Source organism: Acinetobacter pittii (assembly GCF_034064985.1).
Taxonomy (GTDB): domain Bacteria; phylum Pseudomonadota; class Gammaproteobacteria; order Pseudomonadales; family Moraxellaceae; genus Acinetobacter; species Acinetobacter pittii_H.
In genome coordinates this window covers 465952-484542 of record NZ_CP139249.1, presented here as the reverse complement: position 1 = coordinate 484542, position 18591 = coordinate 465952, and the positions used below count along the sequence as shown (strand labels likewise).

The 18591-nt window shown below is 41.5% G+C and carries 32 protein-coding genes and 1 pseudogene; 1 reads left to right on the top strand and 32 read right to left on the bottom strand.

What is annotated here, in order from left to right:
* Positions 1-212: 212 nt before the first annotated feature.
* Positions 213-602 carry a hypothetical protein gene (locus SOI76_RS02335; RefSeq protein ID WP_104079809.1) on the bottom strand — a complete coding sequence of 130 codons (390 nt, stop codon included), beginning with the start codon at positions 600-602 and terminating at the stop codon, positions 213-215.
* A 6-nt stretch (positions 603-608) separates the two neighbouring features.
* A complete protein-coding gene (locus SOI76_RS02330; protein ID WP_016142980.1) occupies positions 609-866 on the bottom strand; it encodes a succinate dehydrogenase assembly factor 2 in 258 nt (85 codons plus the stop codon).
* A gap of 188 nt (positions 867-1054) precedes the next feature.
* On the opposite strand from SOI76_RS02330, the gene SOI76_RS02325 reads away from it, so the two are divergent.
* Positions 1055-2227 (top strand): acyl-CoA dehydrogenase family protein, encoded by a 1173-nt coding sequence (locus tag SOI76_RS02325; RefSeq protein ID WP_016143559.1) that lies wholly within the window; start codon positions 1055-1057, stop codon positions 2225-2227.
* A gap of 50 nt (positions 2228-2277) precedes the next feature.
* Here SOI76_RS02325 and hapE read toward each other — a convergent pair whose 3' ends face one another.
* The 30 genes and pseudogenes from hapE to yfeJ form a co-directional block, all read right to left on the bottom strand.
* Positions 2278-3768: a flavin-containing monooxygenase gene (gene hapE, locus SOI76_RS02320; RefSeq protein ID WP_104079808.1), complete on the bottom strand. Its 1491-nt coding sequence runs from the start codon at positions 3766-3768 to the stop codon at positions 2278-2280.
* A 181-nt stretch (positions 3769-3949) separates the two neighbouring features.
* Positions 3950-4327 (bottom strand): 50S ribosomal protein L17, encoded by a 378-nt coding sequence (gene rplQ, locus SOI76_RS02315; RefSeq protein ID WP_002049717.1) that lies wholly within the window; start codon positions 4325-4327, stop codon positions 3950-3952.
* Positions 4328-4345: 18 nt separating this feature from the next.
* Entirely contained in the window at positions 4346-5353 is a 1008-nt protein-coding gene (rpoA, locus tag SOI76_RS02310) for a DNA-directed RNA polymerase subunit alpha (protein ID WP_002116730.1), read from the bottom strand.
* Between the two features lie 17 nt (positions 5354-5370).
* On the bottom strand, positions 5371-5997 hold the full coding sequence (gene rpsD / locus SOI76_RS02305; protein WP_104079807.1) for a 30S ribosomal protein S4: 627 nt from the start codon (positions 5995-5997) through the stop codon (positions 5371-5373).
* Between the two features lie 12 nt (positions 5998-6009).
* Positions 6010-6396 (bottom strand): 30S ribosomal protein S11, encoded by a 387-nt coding sequence (gene rpsK / locus SOI76_RS02300; RefSeq protein ID WP_001040166.1) that lies wholly within the window; start codon positions 6394-6396, stop codon positions 6010-6012.
* Positions 6397-6415: 19 nt separating this feature from the next.
* Entirely contained in the window at positions 6416-6772 is a 357-nt protein-coding gene (gene rpsM, locus SOI76_RS02295; protein ID WP_000090815.1) for a 30S ribosomal protein S13, read from the bottom strand.
* Positions 6773-6878: 106 nt separating this feature from the next.
* Entirely contained in the window at positions 6879-6995 is a 117-nt protein-coding gene (gene rpmJ / locus SOI76_RS02290; RefSeq protein WP_000867907.1) for a 50S ribosomal protein L36, read from the bottom strand.
* 20 nt (positions 6996-7015) lie between these two features.
* Positions 7016-8335 carry a preprotein translocase subunit SecY gene (gene secY, locus SOI76_RS02285; RefSeq protein WP_014207743.1) on the bottom strand — a complete coding sequence of 440 codons (1320 nt, stop codon included), beginning with the start codon at positions 8333-8335 and terminating at the stop codon, positions 7016-7018.
* Positions 8336-8380: 45 nt separating this feature from the next.
* Positions 8381-8821, bottom strand: coding sequence for a 50S ribosomal protein L15 (gene rplO, locus SOI76_RS02280; RefSeq protein WP_002116985.1), 441 nt, complete (start codon positions 8819-8821; stop codon positions 8381-8383).
* A gap of 3 nt (positions 8822-8824) precedes the next feature.
* A complete protein-coding gene (gene rpmD / locus SOI76_RS02275) occupies positions 8825-9001 on the bottom strand; it encodes a 50S ribosomal protein L30 (protein WP_000849088.1) in 177 nt (58 codons plus the stop codon).
* Positions 9002-9007: 6 nt separating this feature from the next.
* A complete protein-coding gene (gene rpsE / locus SOI76_RS02270; protein ID WP_001141025.1) occupies positions 9008-9505 on the bottom strand; it encodes a 30S ribosomal protein S5 in 498 nt (165 codons plus the stop codon).
* Positions 9506-9507: 2 nt separating this feature from the next.
* Entirely contained in the window at positions 9508-9858 is a 351-nt protein-coding gene (rplR, locus tag SOI76_RS02265; protein ID WP_002049741.1) for a 50S ribosomal protein L18, read from the bottom strand.
* 14 nt (positions 9859-9872) lie between these two features.
* Entirely contained in the window at positions 9873-10406 is a 534-nt protein-coding gene (gene rplF, locus SOI76_RS02260) for a 50S ribosomal protein L6 (RefSeq protein WP_002116801.1), read from the bottom strand.
* Between the two features lie 13 nt (positions 10407-10419).
* A complete protein-coding gene (rpsH, locus tag SOI76_RS02255; protein WP_002049732.1) occupies positions 10420-10815 on the bottom strand; it encodes a 30S ribosomal protein S8 in 396 nt (131 codons plus the stop codon).
* An 11-nt stretch (positions 10816-10826) separates the two neighbouring features.
* A complete protein-coding gene (gene rpsN, locus SOI76_RS02250; protein ID WP_002049689.1) occupies positions 10827-11132 on the bottom strand; it encodes a 30S ribosomal protein S14 in 306 nt (101 codons plus the stop codon).
* A 9-nt stretch (positions 11133-11141) separates the two neighbouring features.
* Positions 11142-11678 (bottom strand): 50S ribosomal protein L5, encoded by a 537-nt coding sequence (gene rplE / locus SOI76_RS02245; protein WP_002116961.1) that lies wholly within the window; start codon positions 11676-11678, stop codon positions 11142-11144.
* Between the two features lie 15 nt (positions 11679-11693).
* On the bottom strand, positions 11694-12011 hold the full coding sequence (rplX, locus tag SOI76_RS02240) for a 50S ribosomal protein L24 (RefSeq protein ID WP_002116820.1): 318 nt from the start codon (positions 12009-12011) through the stop codon (positions 11694-11696).
* 9 nt (positions 12012-12020) lie between these two features.
* Complete coding sequence (gene rplN, locus SOI76_RS02235; RefSeq protein WP_001982634.1) at positions 12021-12389, bottom strand: 50S ribosomal protein L14; 369 nt, start codon at positions 12387-12389, stop codon at positions 12021-12023.
* 92 nt (positions 12390-12481) lie between these two features.
* Positions 12482-12739 carry a 30S ribosomal protein S17 gene (gene rpsQ / locus SOI76_RS02230; protein WP_002116661.1) on the bottom strand — a complete coding sequence of 86 codons (258 nt, stop codon included), beginning with the start codon at positions 12737-12739 and terminating at the stop codon, positions 12482-12484.
* Entirely contained in the window at positions 12736-12933 is a 198-nt protein-coding gene (gene rpmC, locus SOI76_RS02225) for a 50S ribosomal protein L29 (RefSeq protein WP_000849928.1), read from the bottom strand. Before rpmC ends, rpsQ begins: the two co-directional genes overlap by 4 nt.
* Entirely contained in the window at positions 12933-13346 is a 414-nt protein-coding gene (rplP, locus tag SOI76_RS02220) for a 50S ribosomal protein L16 (RefSeq protein ID WP_002049688.1), read from the bottom strand. The genes rpmC and rplP overlap by 1 nt, the downstream gene beginning before the upstream one ends.
* Positions 13286-14102, bottom strand: a pseudogene (rpsC, locus tag SOI76_RS02215) (30S ribosomal protein S3). The gene rplP and the pseudogene rpsC overlap by 61 nt, the downstream one beginning before the upstream one ends.
* A 1-nt stretch (position 14103) precedes the next feature.
* Complete coding sequence (gene rplV / locus SOI76_RS02210) at positions 14104-14433, bottom strand: 50S ribosomal protein L22 (RefSeq protein WP_001982638.1); 330 nt, start codon at positions 14431-14433, stop codon at positions 14104-14106.
* 11 nt (positions 14434-14444) lie between these two features.
* The gene (rpsS, locus tag SOI76_RS02205; protein ID WP_001138119.1) at positions 14445-14720 is read right to left on the bottom strand and encodes a 30S ribosomal protein S19; all 276 of its coding nucleotides are present in this window, start codon (positions 14718-14720) and stop codon (positions 14445-14447) included.
* 13 nt (positions 14721-14733) lie between these two features.
* On the bottom strand, positions 14734-15558 hold the full coding sequence (gene rplB / locus SOI76_RS02200; protein ID WP_002049686.1) for a 50S ribosomal protein L2: 825 nt from the start codon (positions 15556-15558) through the stop codon (positions 14734-14736).
* Between the two features lie 11 nt (positions 15559-15569).
* A complete protein-coding gene (gene rplW / locus SOI76_RS02195) occupies positions 15570-15890 on the bottom strand; it encodes a 50S ribosomal protein L23 (protein WP_002049693.1) in 321 nt (106 codons plus the stop codon).
* A complete protein-coding gene (gene rplD / locus SOI76_RS02190) occupies positions 15887-16489 on the bottom strand; it encodes a 50S ribosomal protein L4 (RefSeq protein WP_002049755.1) in 603 nt (200 codons plus the stop codon). The genes rplW and rplD overlap by 4 nt, the downstream gene beginning before the upstream one ends.
* Positions 16490-16500: 11 nt before the next feature.
* Entirely contained in the window at positions 16501-17139 is a 639-nt protein-coding gene (gene rplC / locus SOI76_RS02185; protein ID WP_002117051.1) for a 50S ribosomal protein L3, read from the bottom strand.
* A 58-nt stretch (positions 17140-17197) separates the two neighbouring features.
* The gene (gene rpsJ / locus SOI76_RS02180; protein WP_000070912.1) at positions 17198-17509 is read right to left on the bottom strand and encodes a 30S ribosomal protein S10; all 312 of its coding nucleotides are present in this window, start codon (positions 17507-17509) and stop codon (positions 17198-17200) included.
* A 252-nt stretch (positions 17510-17761) separates the two neighbouring features.
* Complete coding sequence (gene yfeJ / locus SOI76_RS02175) at positions 17762-18490, bottom strand: type 1 glutamine amidotransferase (protein WP_017403245.1); 729 nt, start codon at positions 18488-18490, stop codon at positions 17762-17764.
* Positions 18491-18591: the final 101 nt, after the last annotated feature.

The following is an 18591-nucleotide window of genomic DNA, read 5'->3' as shown; positions in this document are numbered from 1 at the left end:
CCATTTTGAGACCTCCGACACACTTTACGTTGGTGTTTGTACTTTAACCGATCAAATAGATACCCATAGGCGAAATTGTCAGACAATCATATTTCCTTGGCTTTTTTCTATATTTTAATTAGACAATCCGAGGTTTAATAAAGAAAAAAATTATTAAGTTTTTGTTTTTTATAATTTTTAAATAAATATACAATTGTAAAATTGTCTAACAATTAATAGAGCTTCTCTAAAACTTTTAATATTTTCCACTGCTGAATAGGAAGCTGGTCGAACCAAACAATAGCTATGTTCGTAGGAGTTTCTTCAAGGTAAATAACCACAAATAACTGATAATCAATTATTTTAGTAATTTCCGCACGGTAAATTTCTTTTTTCGAAAAATATGCAACCGACCATAATCTTTGATCTAAATATTCAATTTGAGATATTTGTGCTTGCTTTAGAAAAAAAATAAAACCAATAAATAGAAGAACGACAGCACATAGCCACCATATCGGTGTTAATAACTGATAAAGCAGAATTGCTAAACCCAAACCAACAAAAAGCTGAAATATTACCGAGACACGGCTATATTTCAGCTCAAAATTTAATTCTTTTATCAAAACAGTTTAGCCATGCACATACTGTTTTAGTTTATAAATAAATTCACGTAATTCTGTACGTGGAGGCTCAGAAACTTCCATGAACCAATCTAATAAATCTGGATCTTCTTGCTCAACTAACTCTGCAAATAATGCTTTTTCTGCCGGATCAGCTTTTAAATAATAGTTTTTTACATACGGGTCAAAATAGACGTCAATTTCTTTTAAGCCACGGCGTGCTCGATAAATTACTTTACGTTCTTCCAAGGTCATTTCGTCAGACATTTACGTCCCCATCTGTGTTGATAGTGCGCCTAGTTTACCTGATCACATCCTAAAGATCGCTAAAAATATCAAATTGACCAAATTTATCATCTTGTCCGCATAATTGAGCATTCATCACATTGTGAGGCATGAAATGCTTACGTATGTTTAGGACATAACATCACACCTGAACCAAGGAAGAAATACAAATGCAATCTGGTGCCATCCGTCCTATTCCAAATATGTTACCAAGACAATTATTCAATGAAGAACACGAAGCCTTCCGTGAGACAGTGCGTAAATTCTATGAAAAGGAAGTTGTTCCCAATATAGAGAAATATGAAAAACAGCAACATGTTGACCGAGATCTTTGGAATAAAGCTGGAGAACTAGGTCTTCTTTGCACCACAATGCCAGAGCAGTATGGTGGTTCTGGAGTAGATCGTCTATACAGTATGATTCTTATCGAAGAACAAGCGTATGCAATGGACTCAAGTACTGGTTTTTCTCTACATTCTGATATTGTTGCTAATTACGTCAATAATTTTGGTAATGAAGAGCAAAAACAAAAATGGTTACCCAAAATGGCAACTGGAGAAGTTGTTACTGCTATTGCAATGACGGAACCAGGCACTGGTTCAGATTTACAAGCGGTAAGAACCACCGCCGTACTTGATGGTGATGAATATGTCATTAATGGCTCTAAAATTTTTATTACAAATGGCTACTTATGCGATATGGCCGTAGTCGTTTGTAAGACTGGCAATAGTGATAAAGGTTCGGCGAACTTATCCTTAATTATTGTAGAAGCAGATCGTGCTGGTTTTAGTAAAGGTAAACCTCTAAACAAAATTGGAATGAAAGGACAGGATACCTGCGAATTATTCTTTGACAACGTGCGCGTCCCTAAAGAAAACCTTTTAGGAATGGAAGGTATGGGCTTTATCATGCTTATGAAAGAATTAGCATGGGAACGAATGTTAGTTGCTATTATTTGTCAGGCAGGTGCTGAAGCAGCATTTGCACATACCGTCCAATATACAAAAGATCGAAAAGCATTTGGTAAACCTATTGGCGCATTTCAAAATACGCGTTTTAAACTTGCTGAACTCAGAACAGAAATAGATTTCTGCCGCACTTATCTGGATCGTTGTATGGAATTACAACTTGAAGAAAAGTTGAGTGTAGAAGCTGCCGCAGCTGCTAAATATAAAATTTCTGATATGTTCTCGAAAATTGTAGATGAATGTCTTCAATTGCATGGTGGTTATGGTTATATGCTTGAATATCCAATTGCACGTGCATACATTGATCATCGAGCAAATCGAATTTATGCGGGTACAAATGAAATCATGAAAGAATTAATTTCAAGAACACTTTAATACCTTCATAAAAAAAGGGGCATTACGCCCCTTTTCTTATTTCATACGAATTAAGATACTAATTTTGGTTTACGCTCATTTGCTTCAGAACGCTTATGAAAATGAAGAATGCCATCTTCAAATTTTGCATTTTTCAAAGACTTTCTATCTTCTAAATAGTTATTAGTCACCTGCCATGGAGCACGCTTACCTTGTTTAGGAAGTTCATGTGCTGCACGGTTAATATAACCTGAAGATAATTTACCCATTACAGTATCTTCTTCCATCACAGTCTTATCACCCGATGGAATCACTTCATCATAACTATTTTTGTCCATATAGTTTAATAAGCGACAAATATATTCGGCAGCGATATCTACTTTGAGTGTCCATGAGGCATTCACATAGCCAATAATCATAGCCATATTCGGCACATCACTTAGCATTATACCGTTATAAAGCATATGTTCAGATGAGTTGATTGGCTTCCCATCAAGAGTCGCCTGAACTCCACCCATAATCTGAACTTGTAGTCCTGTTGCAGAAACAACGATATCAGCATCAAGATGCTTGCCAGATTTAAGTAAAATACCTTTTTCAGTAAATTTCTCGATCTGATCAGTTTCTACACTTGCTTTGCCTTCACGTAAAATTTTAAATAAGTCCCCATCTGGCACTACACATAAACGCTGATCCCAAGGGTTGTATGAAGGCGTAAAATGCTTCATATCAACCTTACCTTTAAGCTGCACTTCAATTGCTTTTAAAAGTAAGCGACGTACAGTTTTAGGATGTTTCTGAGACAACGCATAAATAGCGCGCTGCATACCAATGTTGCGAGCACGGGTAAATTTATAAGCTGCCTCTTCAGACATAAATTTACGCGTTTTTTCATAGATGAAATCGATAGAAGGAACGCTAGCAATATACGTTGGTGAACGTTGCAACATGGTCACATGACCAGCCCCACCTTTAGCCATTGCTGGTACTAAAGTAATCGCTGTTGCACCACTGCCGATAATAACCACCTTCTTACCTGTGTAATCTAAGTTTTCAGGCCAATGCTGTGGGTGAATGAGTTGCCCTTTAAATGCTTCTTGATTTGGAAAAGAAGGCGCATAACCCTGATCATAATTATAGTAACCTGTACACCCTACAACAAAGTTGGCAATCCAAGTCTGCTGTTTTTTATTGCTATCTTCTACTACAACCTGCCATTTTTTTGAGGCAGAATCATAATTAGCAGAAAGTACACGATGACCAAAATGAATTTTTTCTTTTAATTTATATTCATCAATTACTTCTCCTAAATACCCTTTAATAGAAGCCCCATCAGCTAATACATTCGCTTTACGCCAAGGTTTAAAATTAAAACCAAAGGTAGACATATCTGAATCTGAACGGATACCAGGATAACGGAAAAGATCCCATGTTCCGCCAAAAGACTCACGACGTTCTAAAATCTCGAATTGTCGTTGTGGTGAATTTTTTGACAAATGGGCAGCGATTCCGATTCCTGAAATACCTGCACCAATGATTAAAATATCAACTTGCTTTTCCATTTTATTTTTATACCCATTGTTGAGAATATAAGTTTATTAAAACACAATTTTGACAATACACAATGTCAAGTTTGACCGTTTATCTACTTTTTTATGTCACTTGAGGACATTTTTTATAATTTTTTTGTGACTAGAAATAAAAAAGACCGGTATAAAACCGGTCTTTTTTGAATAAAATCAATTATTCAGCTGAAGTGTTTACTTCACGATCTACAAGCTCAACGTAAGCCATCGGTGCTGCATCACCAGCACGGAAGCCCGCTTTAAGAACACGTAGATAACCGCCGTTACGTTCTTTGTAACGAGGGCCGAGTACGGTAAATAATTTACCAACAGTTGCAGCATTACGAGTACGAGCAAATGCTAAACGACGATTTGCTACAGTATCGTTTTTTGCTAGAGTGATTAAAGGCTCAGCAACACGACGTAATTCTTTAGCTTTAGGCACAGTTGTTTTGATCAACTCGTGTTCAAATAAAGAATTAGCCAAGTTTTGGAACATCGCTTTACGATGGCTGCTTGTACGGCCTAATTTCACACCACTATTACGATGACGCATGGTGATAGTCCTACTTAATTAACGGCTACGATAGGCAAAACGGTCGTCCATACGAAGACTAGCTGGTGGCCAGTTTTCAAGACGCATACCGAGTTGTAAGCCTTTCGACGCCAAAACATCTTTGATCTCTGTTAACGATTTTTTACCAAGATTAGGAGTTTTTAACAACTCAACTTCAGTACGTTGAACAAGATCACCAATGTAGTAAATATTTTCTGCTTTCAAACAGTTAGCAGAACGAACAGTAAGCTCTAGATCATCTACTGGGCGAAGCAAGATTGGGTCAACTTCTTCACGAGGCTCTTGAGCAACTGGAGTTTGGTCTTTCTGAAGATCAACAAAAATTGCAATTTGTTGTTGCAAGATTGTTGCCGCTTTACGGATAGCTTCTTCAGGATCAACCGTTCCATTTGTTTCAAGGTCGATTACCAGTTTATCTAAATCGGTACGTTGTTCTACACGCGCATTTTCAACGGTGTAAGAGACACGTTTAATTGGGCTATAAGAAGCATCTAATTGCAAACGGCCAACCGGACGTGTTTCACCTTCAGGGAAACGAGAATCAGATGTTTCATAACCACGACCTTGAGCAACTTTCAAGCGCATTTTTAATGAGCCTGAAGCACTTAAAGTACCGATTAAATGTTCTGGGTTAACCACTTCAACATTATGAGGTAAACGAAGGTCAGCAGCAGTAATATCGCCAGGACCTTGTTTTTCTAATGTTAAATATGCTTCATTTTGATCGAACAGCTTAATAGACAATCCTTTTAGGTTCAGCAAGAGCTCGACGATGTCCTGCTGCAAGCCTTCTAAAGTACTGTACTCGTGCTCGACACCTTCTATCTCTACTTCAACCACAGCAGCGCCAGGTAAAGAAGACAATAGAATGCGACGTAAAGCATTACCTAGAGTATGGCCAAAACCACGCTCTAAAGGTTCTAGAATCACTTTTGCCGAGGTCCCGCTTACCGCTTCGACCTTGATCGCTTGCGGAGTTAGAAACTCGTTTGCAGTACGCGTCATTATTGCTACCTCAAGGATTATTTAGAATACAATTCTACAATCAAGCTTTCGTTGATTTCAGCAGGTAAATCAGAACGATCTGGTGCAGCTTTAAACGTACCTTCAAGCTTAGTATGATCAACTTCGATCCAAGCTGGAATACCACGTTGTGCAGCTAACTCAATCGCGTTTTTAATACGCAATTGTTGTTTAGCACCTTCGTGAACCGCAATTACATCACCAGCTTTAACTTGAATAGATGCGATGTTTACACGACGACCATTCAAAGTAATGCTACGGTGACTTACTAACTGACGAGCTTCTGCACGTGTAGAACCAAAACCCATGCGATAAACAACGTTATCAAGACGGCTTTCAAGCAATTTCAACAAGTTCTCACCTGTTGCGCCTTTAACACGAGCTGCTTCTTTATAGTAGTTACTAAATTGACGTTCTAACACACCGTAAATACGACGGACTTTTTGTTTTTCACGTAATTGTAGTGAATACTCAGATTGCTTACCACCGCGTGCCTGACCATGTTGACCAGGTGCTTTGTTAGCTTTTTTAGTTTTGACGTCAAACGGTTTAACGCCAGATTTAAGTTGCAGGTCTGTCCCTTCGCGGCGAGAGAGTTTGCATTTTGGACCAATATAACGAGCCATGAATGTTTCTCCTTACACGCGACGTTTTTTAGGTGGACGGCAACCGTTGTGAGGAATTGGAGTCACATCGGTAATGCTGTTAATCTTATAACCCACTGCGCCTAATGCACGAACCGCAGACTCACGACCTGGACCAGGACCTTTTACAAGGACGTCCAGATTTTTCAAACCGTAATCTAAAGCTGCTTTACCAGCAACTTCAGCAGCTACCTGAGCAGCAAACGGAGTTGATTTACGTGAACCACGGAAGCCTTGTCCACCTGAGGTGGCCCAAGCCAATGCATTACCTTGACGATCAGTAATCGTAACAATGGTGTTATTAAAAGACGCGTGAATGTGTGCAACACCTTCAGAGACGGTACGAGTGACCTTCTTGCGTGTGCGAGTATCTTTAGCCATCTTTTAGCTTCCAGAAATCTTACTTTTTAATCGGTTTGCGCGGACCTTTACGGGTACGTGCGTTAGTTTTGGTGCGTTGACCACGGACAGGCAAGCTGCGACGATGGCGAAGGCCGCGGTAGCAACCCAAATCCATTAAACGTTTAATGTTCATGGAAATTTCGCGACGTAAGTCACCTTCGGTAGGAACCTTAGCAACTTCTGCACGAATCGCATCAAGCTGAGCATCGTCCAACTCACGGATCTTAGTAGTTTCAGTAATACCAACTGCAGCTAAGATATTCTTAGCAGTGTGGCGACCGATACCAAAGATGTAAGTGAGGGAGATAACAGCATGCTTGTTATCCGGAATGTTTACACCGGCAATACGAGCCATTCACTTTCTCCAAAAAGGCAGTAGAGATAATCAACCGCCCCACAAAAATCTTGAGGGGCGGATATTAACCCAATTCGCCTACTGAAATCAACAGGTCTTGATTAGATTAACCTTGACGCTGCTTATGACGAGGTTCTGCGCTACAAATTACGCGAATAACCCCATTACGACGGATAACTTTACAGCTACCACAAATTTTCTTTACAGAAGCTTGTACTTTCATGATGAAACCTCTAAGTGCGCTTATCCCTTAGGATGAGCAGTCGTTTTTCTCATTAATGTTTGATTGTCATATTGATGAGATGTTAAATGCGCTTGTAGCTGAGCCATAAAGTCCATAACCACGACTACTACGATCAATAATGAGGTACCACCTAAATAGAATGGAATCCCAAAAGAACTTTGTAGAATCATTGGCATTAAACAAATGACCGTAATATAAATCGCACCAATAAACGTCAAACGATTAAGAATATGATCTAAGTAACGAGCAGTTTGCTCACCTGGGCGAATACCAGGCACATAAGCTCCGCTGCGTTTTAGATTTTCTGATACTTCCTTAGGGCTAAATACTAAAGCCGTATAAAAGTAACAGAAAAAGATAATTAACGCACCAAAGAGCACCAAATACAAAGGCTGTCCAGGCGACAATACTAAAGCTAAGTCTTGTAAGCTACTTTTAATAAAACCAGCATTTGGATCTGCACTTCCTACCCATTGTCCAAGACTAGCTGGGAACAATAGCAAAGAACTTGCAAAAATCGCAGGAATAACACCAGCCATATTAATTTTTAATGGCAAATGTGTCTGCTGTGCTGTAAATATACGACGCCCTTGTTGCTTTTGCGCATAGTTTACTGGAATGCGACGTTGTGCTTTTTCAATAAACACAATAGCTGCCAATACACCTAAAGACAAAAGACCAAAGATTACAAGACCAATTAAGCTTGTCTGACCATTATCTACAGAGGAAACTGATTGCATAATTAATTTAGGCAAACCAGCGACAATACCTGCAAAAATAATCATTGAGATACCGTTACCAATACCTCTTTCAGTGATTTGCTCACCTAGCCACATTAAGAACATAGTTCCAGCGACAAGTGAAGTTACTGCTGGGATATAAAACGCAAGACCAACTGACAGAGTAATACCCTGACCAATCAAACCTGCACACATACCAACTGCTTGAACCACTGCAAGCAACAATGTGCCCTGACGTGTATACTGATTAATTTTCCGCTTACCTTGCTCACCTTCCTTTTTCAAGGCTTCAAGTGATGGGATCACAGTAGACATTAACTGCACAATAATTGACGCAGAAATGTAAGGCATAATCCCTAAAGCAAGAATAGACATTCGCTCTAAAGCACCGCCAGAAAACATATTGAATAGCCCAAGAATAGTTCCTTGGTTCGCATGAAATAAATTTTCTAACGCAGCATTATTAATGCCTGGTACTGGAATATGCGCTCCTAGTCGAAAGACCAGCAATGCACCGATTAGAAAACTCATCCGGCGAATAATTTCACGGTATTTCACATGAAATGGCTGACCTTTCATCATGTTGACATGACCTGAAGAACTAGGAGACATAGACACTCGAGATTACTCCTCGACTTTACCGCCAGCTGCTTCAATTGCAGCTTTAGCGCCTTTAGTCAATGCAACACCTTGAACAGTGAATGCACGAGTGATTTCACCAGAAAGTACGATACGAGCACGAATTTGGTCACGACGAACAACATTCGCAGCTTTCAAAGTTTCTAGGCTAACGATGTCGCCTTCAACTTTGCTTAACTCAGATAAACGTACTTCAGCAGTTTTTAAAGCGATTTGGCTAGTGAAACCGAATTTAGGTAAACGACGATAAATCGCAGTTTGACCGCCTTCAAAGCCTGGACGAACGCCACCACTTTTACGTGATTTTTGACCTTTGACACCACGGCCACCAGTCTTACCAACGCCAGAACCGATACCACGGCCTAAACGACGGTGTTCACGTTTTGCACCTTCTGCAGGCGCAAGTTCATTTAAACGCAGAGTCATGGCTTATTCCTCTACACTAACCATATAGTAGACTTTGTTGATCATACCGCGGTTAGAAGGCGTATCTTGCACTTCTACAGTATGACCAATACGACGCAGACCTAAACCTTGTAAGCAAAGCTTGTGATTTTTCAAGCGATGTGAAGAAGATTTAGTCTGGGTAACTTTAATCGTTTTCATGATTGATTACCCTTGAATTTCTTCTACTGATTTACCACGTTTCGCAGCGACTTTCTCAGGAGAAGTCATATCACGCAAACCTTTGAAAGTTGCGTTTACTACGTTTGCAGCATTAGTAGAACCATAACATTTAGCAAGTACGTTATGTACACCTGCAGCTTCTAGAACGGCACGCATTGCGCCACCAGCGATTACGCCAGTACCTTCAGAAGCAGGTTGCATATATACACGGCTTGCACCATGACGAGCATTCACAGGGTGTTGTAAAGTAGTACCTGCAAGGTCTACAGTAATCATGTTGCGACGTGCAGCTTCAAGTGCTTTAGAAATAGCAGCTGGAACTTCACGAGCTTTACCACGACCAAAACCAACACGACCATTACCATCACCCACAACAGTTAATGCTGTGAAAGAGAAGATACGACCACCCTTAACAACTTTGGCTACACGATCAACGGCAACCAGCTTTTCAACAAGACCTTCGTTTTGTTCAACTTTAGCCATGATTAGAACTCCAAGCCGTTTTCACGAGCAGCATCAGCCAAGGCTTTGATACGACCATGATATTTAAAACCAGAACGGTCAAATGCAACTTTAGTTACACCAGCTGCTTTCGCACGCTCTGCGATTAAAGCGCCTACTTTAGTAGCCGCGTCTACATTACCTGTAGTACCGCTACGTAAAGATGCATCCAAAGTTGAAGCTTGTGCTAAAACTTTGCCACCATCTGCTGAAATAACTTGAGCATAGATGTGACGCGGAGTGCGGTTTACACACAAACGAGTCGCACCCAATGCACGAATGTGCAAGCGTGTGCTTTTCGCACGACGCAAACGGGATTGTTTCTTTTCGTTCATAAGAACCTCGCGCCTTATTTCTTCTTAGCTTCTTTACGAAGAATGACTTCATCCGAATAACGAACACCTTTACCTTTATATGGTTCAGGAGAACGATATGCACGGATTTCTGCCGCTACTTGACCTAACAACTGCTTGTTTGCTGATTTCAAAATGATTTCAGTAGCAGTTGGAGTTTCCGCTGTTACACCTTCAGGTAAAGCGTAGTCAATTGGGTGTGAAAAACCAAGGTTAAGGTTTACAACGGTACCTTTAACCGCAGCTTTATAACCAACACCAACTAGCTGCAACTTACGTTCGAAGCCTTCACTAACCCCTTTTACAAGGTTATTTAATACAGCGCGAGCAGTACCAGCTTGCATCCAAGCATCTTTCGATTCTTTAACTGGAGCAAGTTGAAGTTTACCTTCTTCCTGTTTTAGCTCGACCAGCGCATGCAGGTTGAAAGACAATGTACCTTTGCTGCCTTTCACTTCGACCTGCCGGCCGTTCTGAGTAACTGCTACACCATTAGGTACAGTTACTGGGGCTTTAGCCACACGAGACATGAGGAATCACCTATTAAGAAACAAAAGCAATAACTTCACCACCAACGCCTGCAGCACGTGCAGCGCGATCAGTCATGATGCCTTTGCTTGTAGAAACAATTGCAATACCTAAACCTTGCTTAACGCTTGGAAGTTTATCTTTACCACGGTATTGGCGAAGACCTGGACGGCTTACGCGTTTAACCATTTCGATAACTGGTTTGCCTTCGAAATATTTTAAAGTAATTGTCAAAGTAGATTTTGTCTCTTCTTGAGCAACTTCTACATTTGAAATATAACCTTCTTGTTGAAGTACGTTTGCAATAGCAACTTTCAACTTAGAAGAAGGCATAGAAACAGTTTGCTTCTTAGCCATTTGTGCGTTACGAACACGTGTTAGCATGTCGGCAACGGTATCTTGCATACTCATTTAGTCGCTCCTTACCAGCTTGCCTTAACAACGCCTGGTACATCACCCTGCATTACTGTGTCACGTAATTTGTTACGGCTTAAACCGAACTTACGGAAGTAACCATGAGGACGACCAGTTAAACCACAACGGTTACGAAGACGTACCGGAGATGCATTACGTGGCAATGCTTGTAACTTTAACATCGCTTCGAAACGCTCTTCTTCACTTGCATTTACGTTTGCAATTGTAGCTTTTAATTCAGCACGTTTTGCAGCGTATTTAGCAACTGTTTTTTCGCGTTTCAATTCGCGATTAATCATACCTTTCTTAGCCATATCGACCTCTTATTTGAACGGGAAGCCGAATGCACGCATAAGCGCACGGCCTTCGTCATCGGTGCGAGCAGTCGTAGTAATAGTAATATCCATACCACGAATACGATCAATCTTATCGAAATCGATTTCAGGGAAAACGATTTGCTCTTTCAAACCCATTGAGTAGTTACCACGACCATCAAATGATTTCGAAGAGAAACCACGGAAGTCACGGATACGAGGGATTGCGATTGAGATCAAACGGTCCAAGAATTCGTACATTTGGTCGCCACGTAAAGTAACTTTACAACCAATCGGCCAACCATCACGGATTTTGAAACCAGCGATAGATTTACGAGCAAGTGTAATTACTGGTTTTTGACCAGCAATTAATTGCATGTCGACTACAGCGCCATCTAATAATTTCTTATCAGTTGCAGCTGCGCCTACACCCATGTTTAGGGTAATTTTTGTGATGCGTGGAATTTCCATCACGTTCTTAATGCTAAGTTCTTCTTGTAACTTCGCTTTAAGTTCTTCGTTGTAACGTGCTTTAAGTCTGGCCATTGCCTTTTCAACCTATTACTTCGCTACCGCCACTGATTCACCATTTGATTTATAAACGCGAGTTTTCACGCCATCAATCACTTGGTAACCAACACGGTCAGCCTTCTGGGTTGTAGCATTTAAAATTGCCACGTTTGAAATATGAAGCGAAGCTTCTTGAGTAACGATACCGCCTTCAGCGCCAGTTACACGATTCGGCTTTTGATGCTTCTTCACTAAGTTAAGGCCTTCAACCTTAACGCGGTCTTCAGAAACAGACAATACAGTACCCTGTTTGCCTTTTTCTTTACCTGCGATCACGATAACTTGATCGCCTTTTTTAATCTTAGCCATGATTGCCTCTTATAGAACTTCAGGAGCCAATGAAATGATTTTCATGAACTGTTCAGTACGAAGTTCACGAGTCACTGGTCCGAAGATACGAGTAGCAATCGGAGCTTTGTTGTTGTTCAGGATAACTGCAGCATTATCATCAAAACGGATCACAGAACCATCTGGACGACGAATGCCGAATTTAGTACGAACTACAACCGCATTCATCACGTCACCTTTTTTAACACGTGCGCGTGGGATTGCTTCTTTTACAGTAACTTTAATAATGTCGCCAACAGAAGCATAACGACGATGTGAACCACCAAGTACTTTAATACATTGTACGCGGCGAGCACCACTGTTGTCTGCTACGTCGAGCATAGTTTCGGTTTGAATCATTGCCCTACTCCAAAACCGAGCATCACCGGTCACAATTTCGAAAGGCTCAAAGAGTACTCGAAATTGACCGATGATGCAACAAGAACGTCGAATTACTCAGCAGCTGCTTCAACTACTTCCACTAAAGTCCAAGCTTTAGTTTTAGAAATTGGGCGGCTTTCTTTAATGGTCACAACATCGCCAAGTTTAGCAACATTGTTCTCATCATGAGCGTGTAACTTAGTTGAACGGCGAATTGATTTGCCATACAACGGGTGTTGAACGCGGCGTTCGATAAGAACAACAATAGACTTGTCCATTTTGTCGCTTACTACTTTGCCGGTTAACGTGCGGACTGTTTTTTCACTCATTGTCCGTTCCCCTGTTTTTCGGTAAGGAGTGTCTTAATACGAGCAATTGTCTTACGAGCAACTTGCACTTCATGCGATTTACCCAACTGACCAGTTGCTTTCGCCATACGAAGACGGAATTGATTAAGCTGTTGCTCATCAAGCAAAGCTTTCAACTCTTCTACCGATTTTTCACGTAGATCTTTAGTTTTCATTACATTACCGTCCGAGTCACGATAGTGGTTTTAAACGGAAGTTTAGCAGCAGCTAAAGCAAATGCTTCACGCGCTAATTCTTCGTTCACACCTTCAATTTCGTACAGGATCTTACCTGGTTGGATCTGGCAAACCCAGTACTCCACGCTACCCTTACCTTTACCCATACGCACTTCAAGAGGCTTTTGAGTAATTGGTTTATCCGGGAATACGCGAATAAAGATTTTACCACCACGCTTAATACGGCGGCTAATAGTACGACGTGCAGCTTCAATCTGACGAGCAGTCATACGACCACGTTCAGTTGCTTTAATTGCAATCGAACCAAATGATACTGTACTACCACGATGCGCTAGACCAGTATTACGGCCTTTGTGCACCTTACGGAATTTGGTACGTTTAGGTTGCAACATGGATTATTCTCCCTTGTCAGCAGCACGGTCACCGCGACGACCACGACGCTCTTGACCTTCACCACGACCACGACCACGTTTAGCTGGACGATCTTCAGCAGGAGCAGGGTTCATGACTTGTTTCATGCCACCTAAAATCTCGCCACGGAAAATCCAAACTTTAACACCAATCGTACCGTAAGTTGTTTCTGCACGCATAGTTGCATAGTCAATGTCTGCACGTAGCGTATGTAAAGGTACACGACCTTCACGATACCATTCTGTACGAGCAATCTCTGCACCACCTAAACGGCCAGACACTTCAACTTTGATACCTTTAGCACCAGCACGCATAGTGTTTTGAACCGCACGCTTCATAGCACGACGGAACATTACACGCTTTTCTAATTGAGAAGCGATAGCTTCAGCAACTAAACGCGCATCTAAGTCTGGGCGATCAATTTCGTTGATACTTACTTGCGCAGGAACACCCATAATGCTGGTAAGTTCGCGCTGTAATTTCTCAATATCTTCGCCTTTTTTACCGATTACGATACCAGGACGAGCTGTGCTAATAGTTACTTTAGCAGCGCCTGATGGACGCTCGATAAGAATATTGCTTACCATCGCATTCTTAAGTTTTTTAGTTAAAAACTCACGAACTTGAAGATCTTTAAGCAAGTATTCAGCGTATTGTTTCGGATTCGCATACCAGTTAGCGTTATGACGTTTCACAACACCTAGGCGGATACCGATTGGATGAACCTTCTGACCCATATCAAACCCCTACCTTAACGGTGATGTGACAAGTACGCTTAGTAATACGATCTGCACGGCCTTTAGCACGTGGCATAATACGTTTAAGGCTCATGCCTTCGTCAACGTAAATCGTAGATACTTTAAGATCGTCAACATCTAAACTGTTATTGTGTTCAGCGTTTGCAATCGCAGATTCCAATGCTTTTTTCACTAAAACAGCAGCTTTTTTGTTGCTGAAGTTTAAGATATTTAAAGCATGCGCAACAGATTTGCCGCGAATAAGATCTGCAACCAAACGTGCTTTCTGTGCCGAGATAGCGGCACCGCGTAATTTAGCAGTTACTTCCATCATGACACCTATTAACGTTTAGATTTCTTGTCAACACCGTGACCACGATAGGTACGAGTTGGCGCGAATTCACCGAGTTTATGACCAACCATATGCTCAGTAACAATTACTGGAACGTGGTTACGACCATTATGAACAGAAATTGTTAAACCAACAAAATCTGGAAGGATCATCGAACGACGAGACCAAGTTTTAATCGGCTTGCGAGAGTTACTAGCAACAGCCGCTTCAACCTTAGCGAACAAGTGCGCATCGACGAATGGGCCTTTTTTCAGAGAACGAGGCATTAGTCAGATTCCTTTACTTGACGCGACGGTCGCGAATAATCATCTTAGTCGTACGCTTATTGGTACGTGTCTTGTACCCTTTAGCTTTTTGACCCCATGGGCTTACAGGTTGAATACCTTTGTTACGCCCTTCACCACCACCATGCGGGTGATCAATTGGGTTCATCGCCATACCACGTACGGTAGGACGAACACCACGCCAGCGTGAAGCACCAGCTTTACCCAATGAACGAAGGTTGTTTTCTTGGTTAGAAACTTCACCAATTACAGCGCGGCATTCAACATGTACTTTACGCATTTCGCCTGAACGAAGACGAATAATTGCGTAAGAACCATCACGACCCAATAACTGAACAGAAGCACCAGCAGAACGCGCTAATTGCGCACCCTTACCAATTTTAAGTTCAACGTTATGAAGTGTAGAACCGATCGGCATATTACGAAGTGGCAAGCAGTTACCTGGACGAATTGGAGCATCGTTACCAGATTGTACTTTATCGCCAGCACGTAAGCCTTTAGGTGCAATGATATAACGACGCTCACCGTCAGCATATTTCAACAAAGCAATATGTGCTGTACGGTTTGGATCGTATTCAATACGCTCTACAACAGCTGGGATGCTGTCTTTGTTACGTTTAAAGTCAACGATACGGTAGTGTTGTTTATGACCACCACCAACGTGACGAGTAGTAATGTGACCGTTGTTATTACGACCACCAGTACGTTTTTTAGCTTCAACCAACGGTGCGTAAGGCGCGCCTTTGTGAAGATGGTCATGAACCACTTTCTCTACAAAGCGACGTCCTGGAGACGTTGGCTTACATTTTTGAATCGGCATAATTTTCGTCCTTATTCCGCTGCGCTTTCAGCGGTATCGCCCAAGTCAGCCATTTCAACATCTTGGCCGGCTTTCAGGGTGACGTATGCTTTTTTAACATCAGAACGGCGTCCTAATGTACGACCAAAGCGCTTAGTCTTACCTTTAGTAATAGTTGTGTTAACTTTAACAACTTCTACACCAAAAAGTTTTTCAACTGCTTTTTTGATTTCAAGCTTAGTAGCATTGATGTCTACTTTAAATACTTGAACACCAACAGTATCACCTAAAACTTGTGCCTTTTCTGAGAAGACTGGTCCTTTAAGGACTTGATAGATACGTTCGTTGTTCATCCGAGTTCTACCTCAATTTTCTTAGCAGCAGCTACAGACATCACAACTTTATCAAACGCGATCAAGCTTACAGGATCGATTGCAGTTGCATCTACCACATCTACATGCGGAAGGTTGCGTGCTGCAAGATATAAGTTCTCATCTACAGCGTCAGTAACGATTAATGCACGAGCAGCATTTAAGTCGTTAAGTTTTGCAAGCAACTCTTTAGTTTTTGGAGCTGCAACAGCAAACTCTTCAACCAATACAAGACGATCTTGGCGAACAAGTTCAGCTAAGATACATTGCATTGCACCGCGGTACATTTTACGGTTTACTTTTTGAGACCAATCTTGTGGACGAGCAGCAAAAGTTTTACCACCGCCAACCCAGATAGGGCTACGAATAGAACCCGCACGAGCACGGCCAGTACCTTTTTGACGGAATGGCTTTTTACCACCGCCAGAAACGTCTGCACGTGATTTCTGAGCACGAGTACCTTGACGACCACCTGCTAAGTAAGCAGTAACAACTTGGTGTACAAGAGCTTCGTTAAATTCACGTCCGAAAGCAACTTCAGACAATTCAACAGCAGAGCCGGAAACAGTTTTCAAATTCACGGTATTTCCCCTCAGGCCTTGATGGTAGGACGTACAATCACGTCGCCGCCAGTTGCACCAGGAATTGCACCTTTAACAACTAAAACAGAACGTTCAGCGTCAATAGATACGATTTCAAGACCTTGTACTGTTACGCGTTCATCACCTAAGTGACCAGCCATTTTCTTGCCTTTGAACACGCGTCCAGGAGTTTGGTTTTGACCTGTAGAACCTAATACACGGTGAGAAACTGAGTTACCGTGTGTAGCGTCTTGGGTACGGAAGTTCCAACGTTTAACACCACCTTGGAAACCTTTACCTTTTGATTGACCAGTTACGTCAACTACTTGACCAACTGTGAACAAATCAACGCCAATAGTGCCGCCAACTTCACGACCTTCAAGCTCAGCTTCAGTAACACGGAACTCTTTAACTAAACGACCAGCAGCAACACCAGCTTTCGCAAAGTGACCTTTTTGAGCGTTAGTTACGCGAGATTCGCGACGTTCACCAGTAGTTACTTGAACAGCTTGATAACCATCAGTTTCAAGTGTTTTGATTTGCGTAATGCGGTTTGGATCGACTTCGATGACTGTAACAGGTACAGAAACACCTGCATCTGTAAAGATGCGAGTCATACCACATTTGCGACCGACTAAACCAATAGCCATGTGCATAAACCTCTAAAAAAGCGGCCTAATTAACTTAGAAGTTAATCAACCGAAAGCCTTAACCCAAAGCGATCTGAACATCAACACCAGCCGCAAGATCTAATTTCATCAATGCATCAACAGTTTTATCTGTAGGTTGAACGATGTCGATCAAACGTTTATAAGTGCGGATTTCGTACTGATCACGCGCATCTTTGTTAACGTGCGGTGAAGTAAGAACGTTGAAGCGTTCGATGCGAGTAGGCATCGGAATTGGACCACAAACTTGTGCGCCAGTACGCTTAGCGGTTTCTACGATCTCTTGAGCTGATTGATCAATCAGACGATGATCAAAAGACTTCAAACGGATACGAATTCTCTGGTTAGACATACCAGTAAACTCCAAGCCAAACATATAAAGAATCACCTTTGACGCATCTCACCCATTGGTAAGTGTCAAAGGCAGTGAAAATCACTAAGGTCATGATCGATGCCACGACTGTAATGCACATTTACTACTTTCTTCGCAGTAAATGCCCCTCCTTTTGAGGGTCGCCCATTATAACGATTGTTTAAGTCTTATGCAATTCTCTTTTTCTATTTTTTGCTCAAAACCTGCTTTAACTGAGCATTGGCAACTCATCTATGCATTTATGACAAATTCAATTGCTTTATTTAAGAGTTGATTGCCTTGTTCAAATTTTTGCGCTTCCGAATAGTGTAGTTCTCTCGGAGATTGAACATATTCTCCATTAAAAATAGATAGCTCTTCTTCATTTTCAAGCAAGAGTTCTAATGTCGCCGGTGTCATTTCCGGATGAAATTGAAAACCCAATACATTCTTTCCAATCTGGTACATCTGATTACGACATGCCGCGCTCTCAGCTAAGTGTATAGCCCCTTTAGGTATTTCAAAAGTTTCACTATGCCACTGCATTACCTTTATTTTTTCAGGCAATGGAAAGCTGTCTTGGGGTAAATTTGCAACTCTCTGAACTGTCGACCACCCAAGTTCCTGATAGCGATTACGGCTGACGGCTGCTCCTAATGCATTAGCGATTAGCTGCCCGCCCAAGCAGAGTCCTATAGCAGGCTTTCCTGCTGCTAAATATCGGCGCAACCATCTTTTCTCTATCTTAAGCCATGGATAATTCGCTTCATCATTTACACTCATGGTGCCACCCATGACTAGTAACAAATCAACCTCGTCTATTTGGGGCAAAGCTTCTATTTCAAGTGACCGATCGACCGGAAGTGCAAAAAATTCCGTAGAACTAATAGTCGCATGATGAGCTTTTAAAAATGAATAACAACTCCCAAAACCTTCACCTGCGATATGTTGAAAATAATGAACTCTTAAATGCGACTTCATGCGCTTAAACCTATTGTTGTTAGAATGTTGTAGTGGTCTTTGCAAAAATAAAGCCAAGTTTTTGTTTTATGGGCCTACTGTAACGAAACGTCTTACAAAAC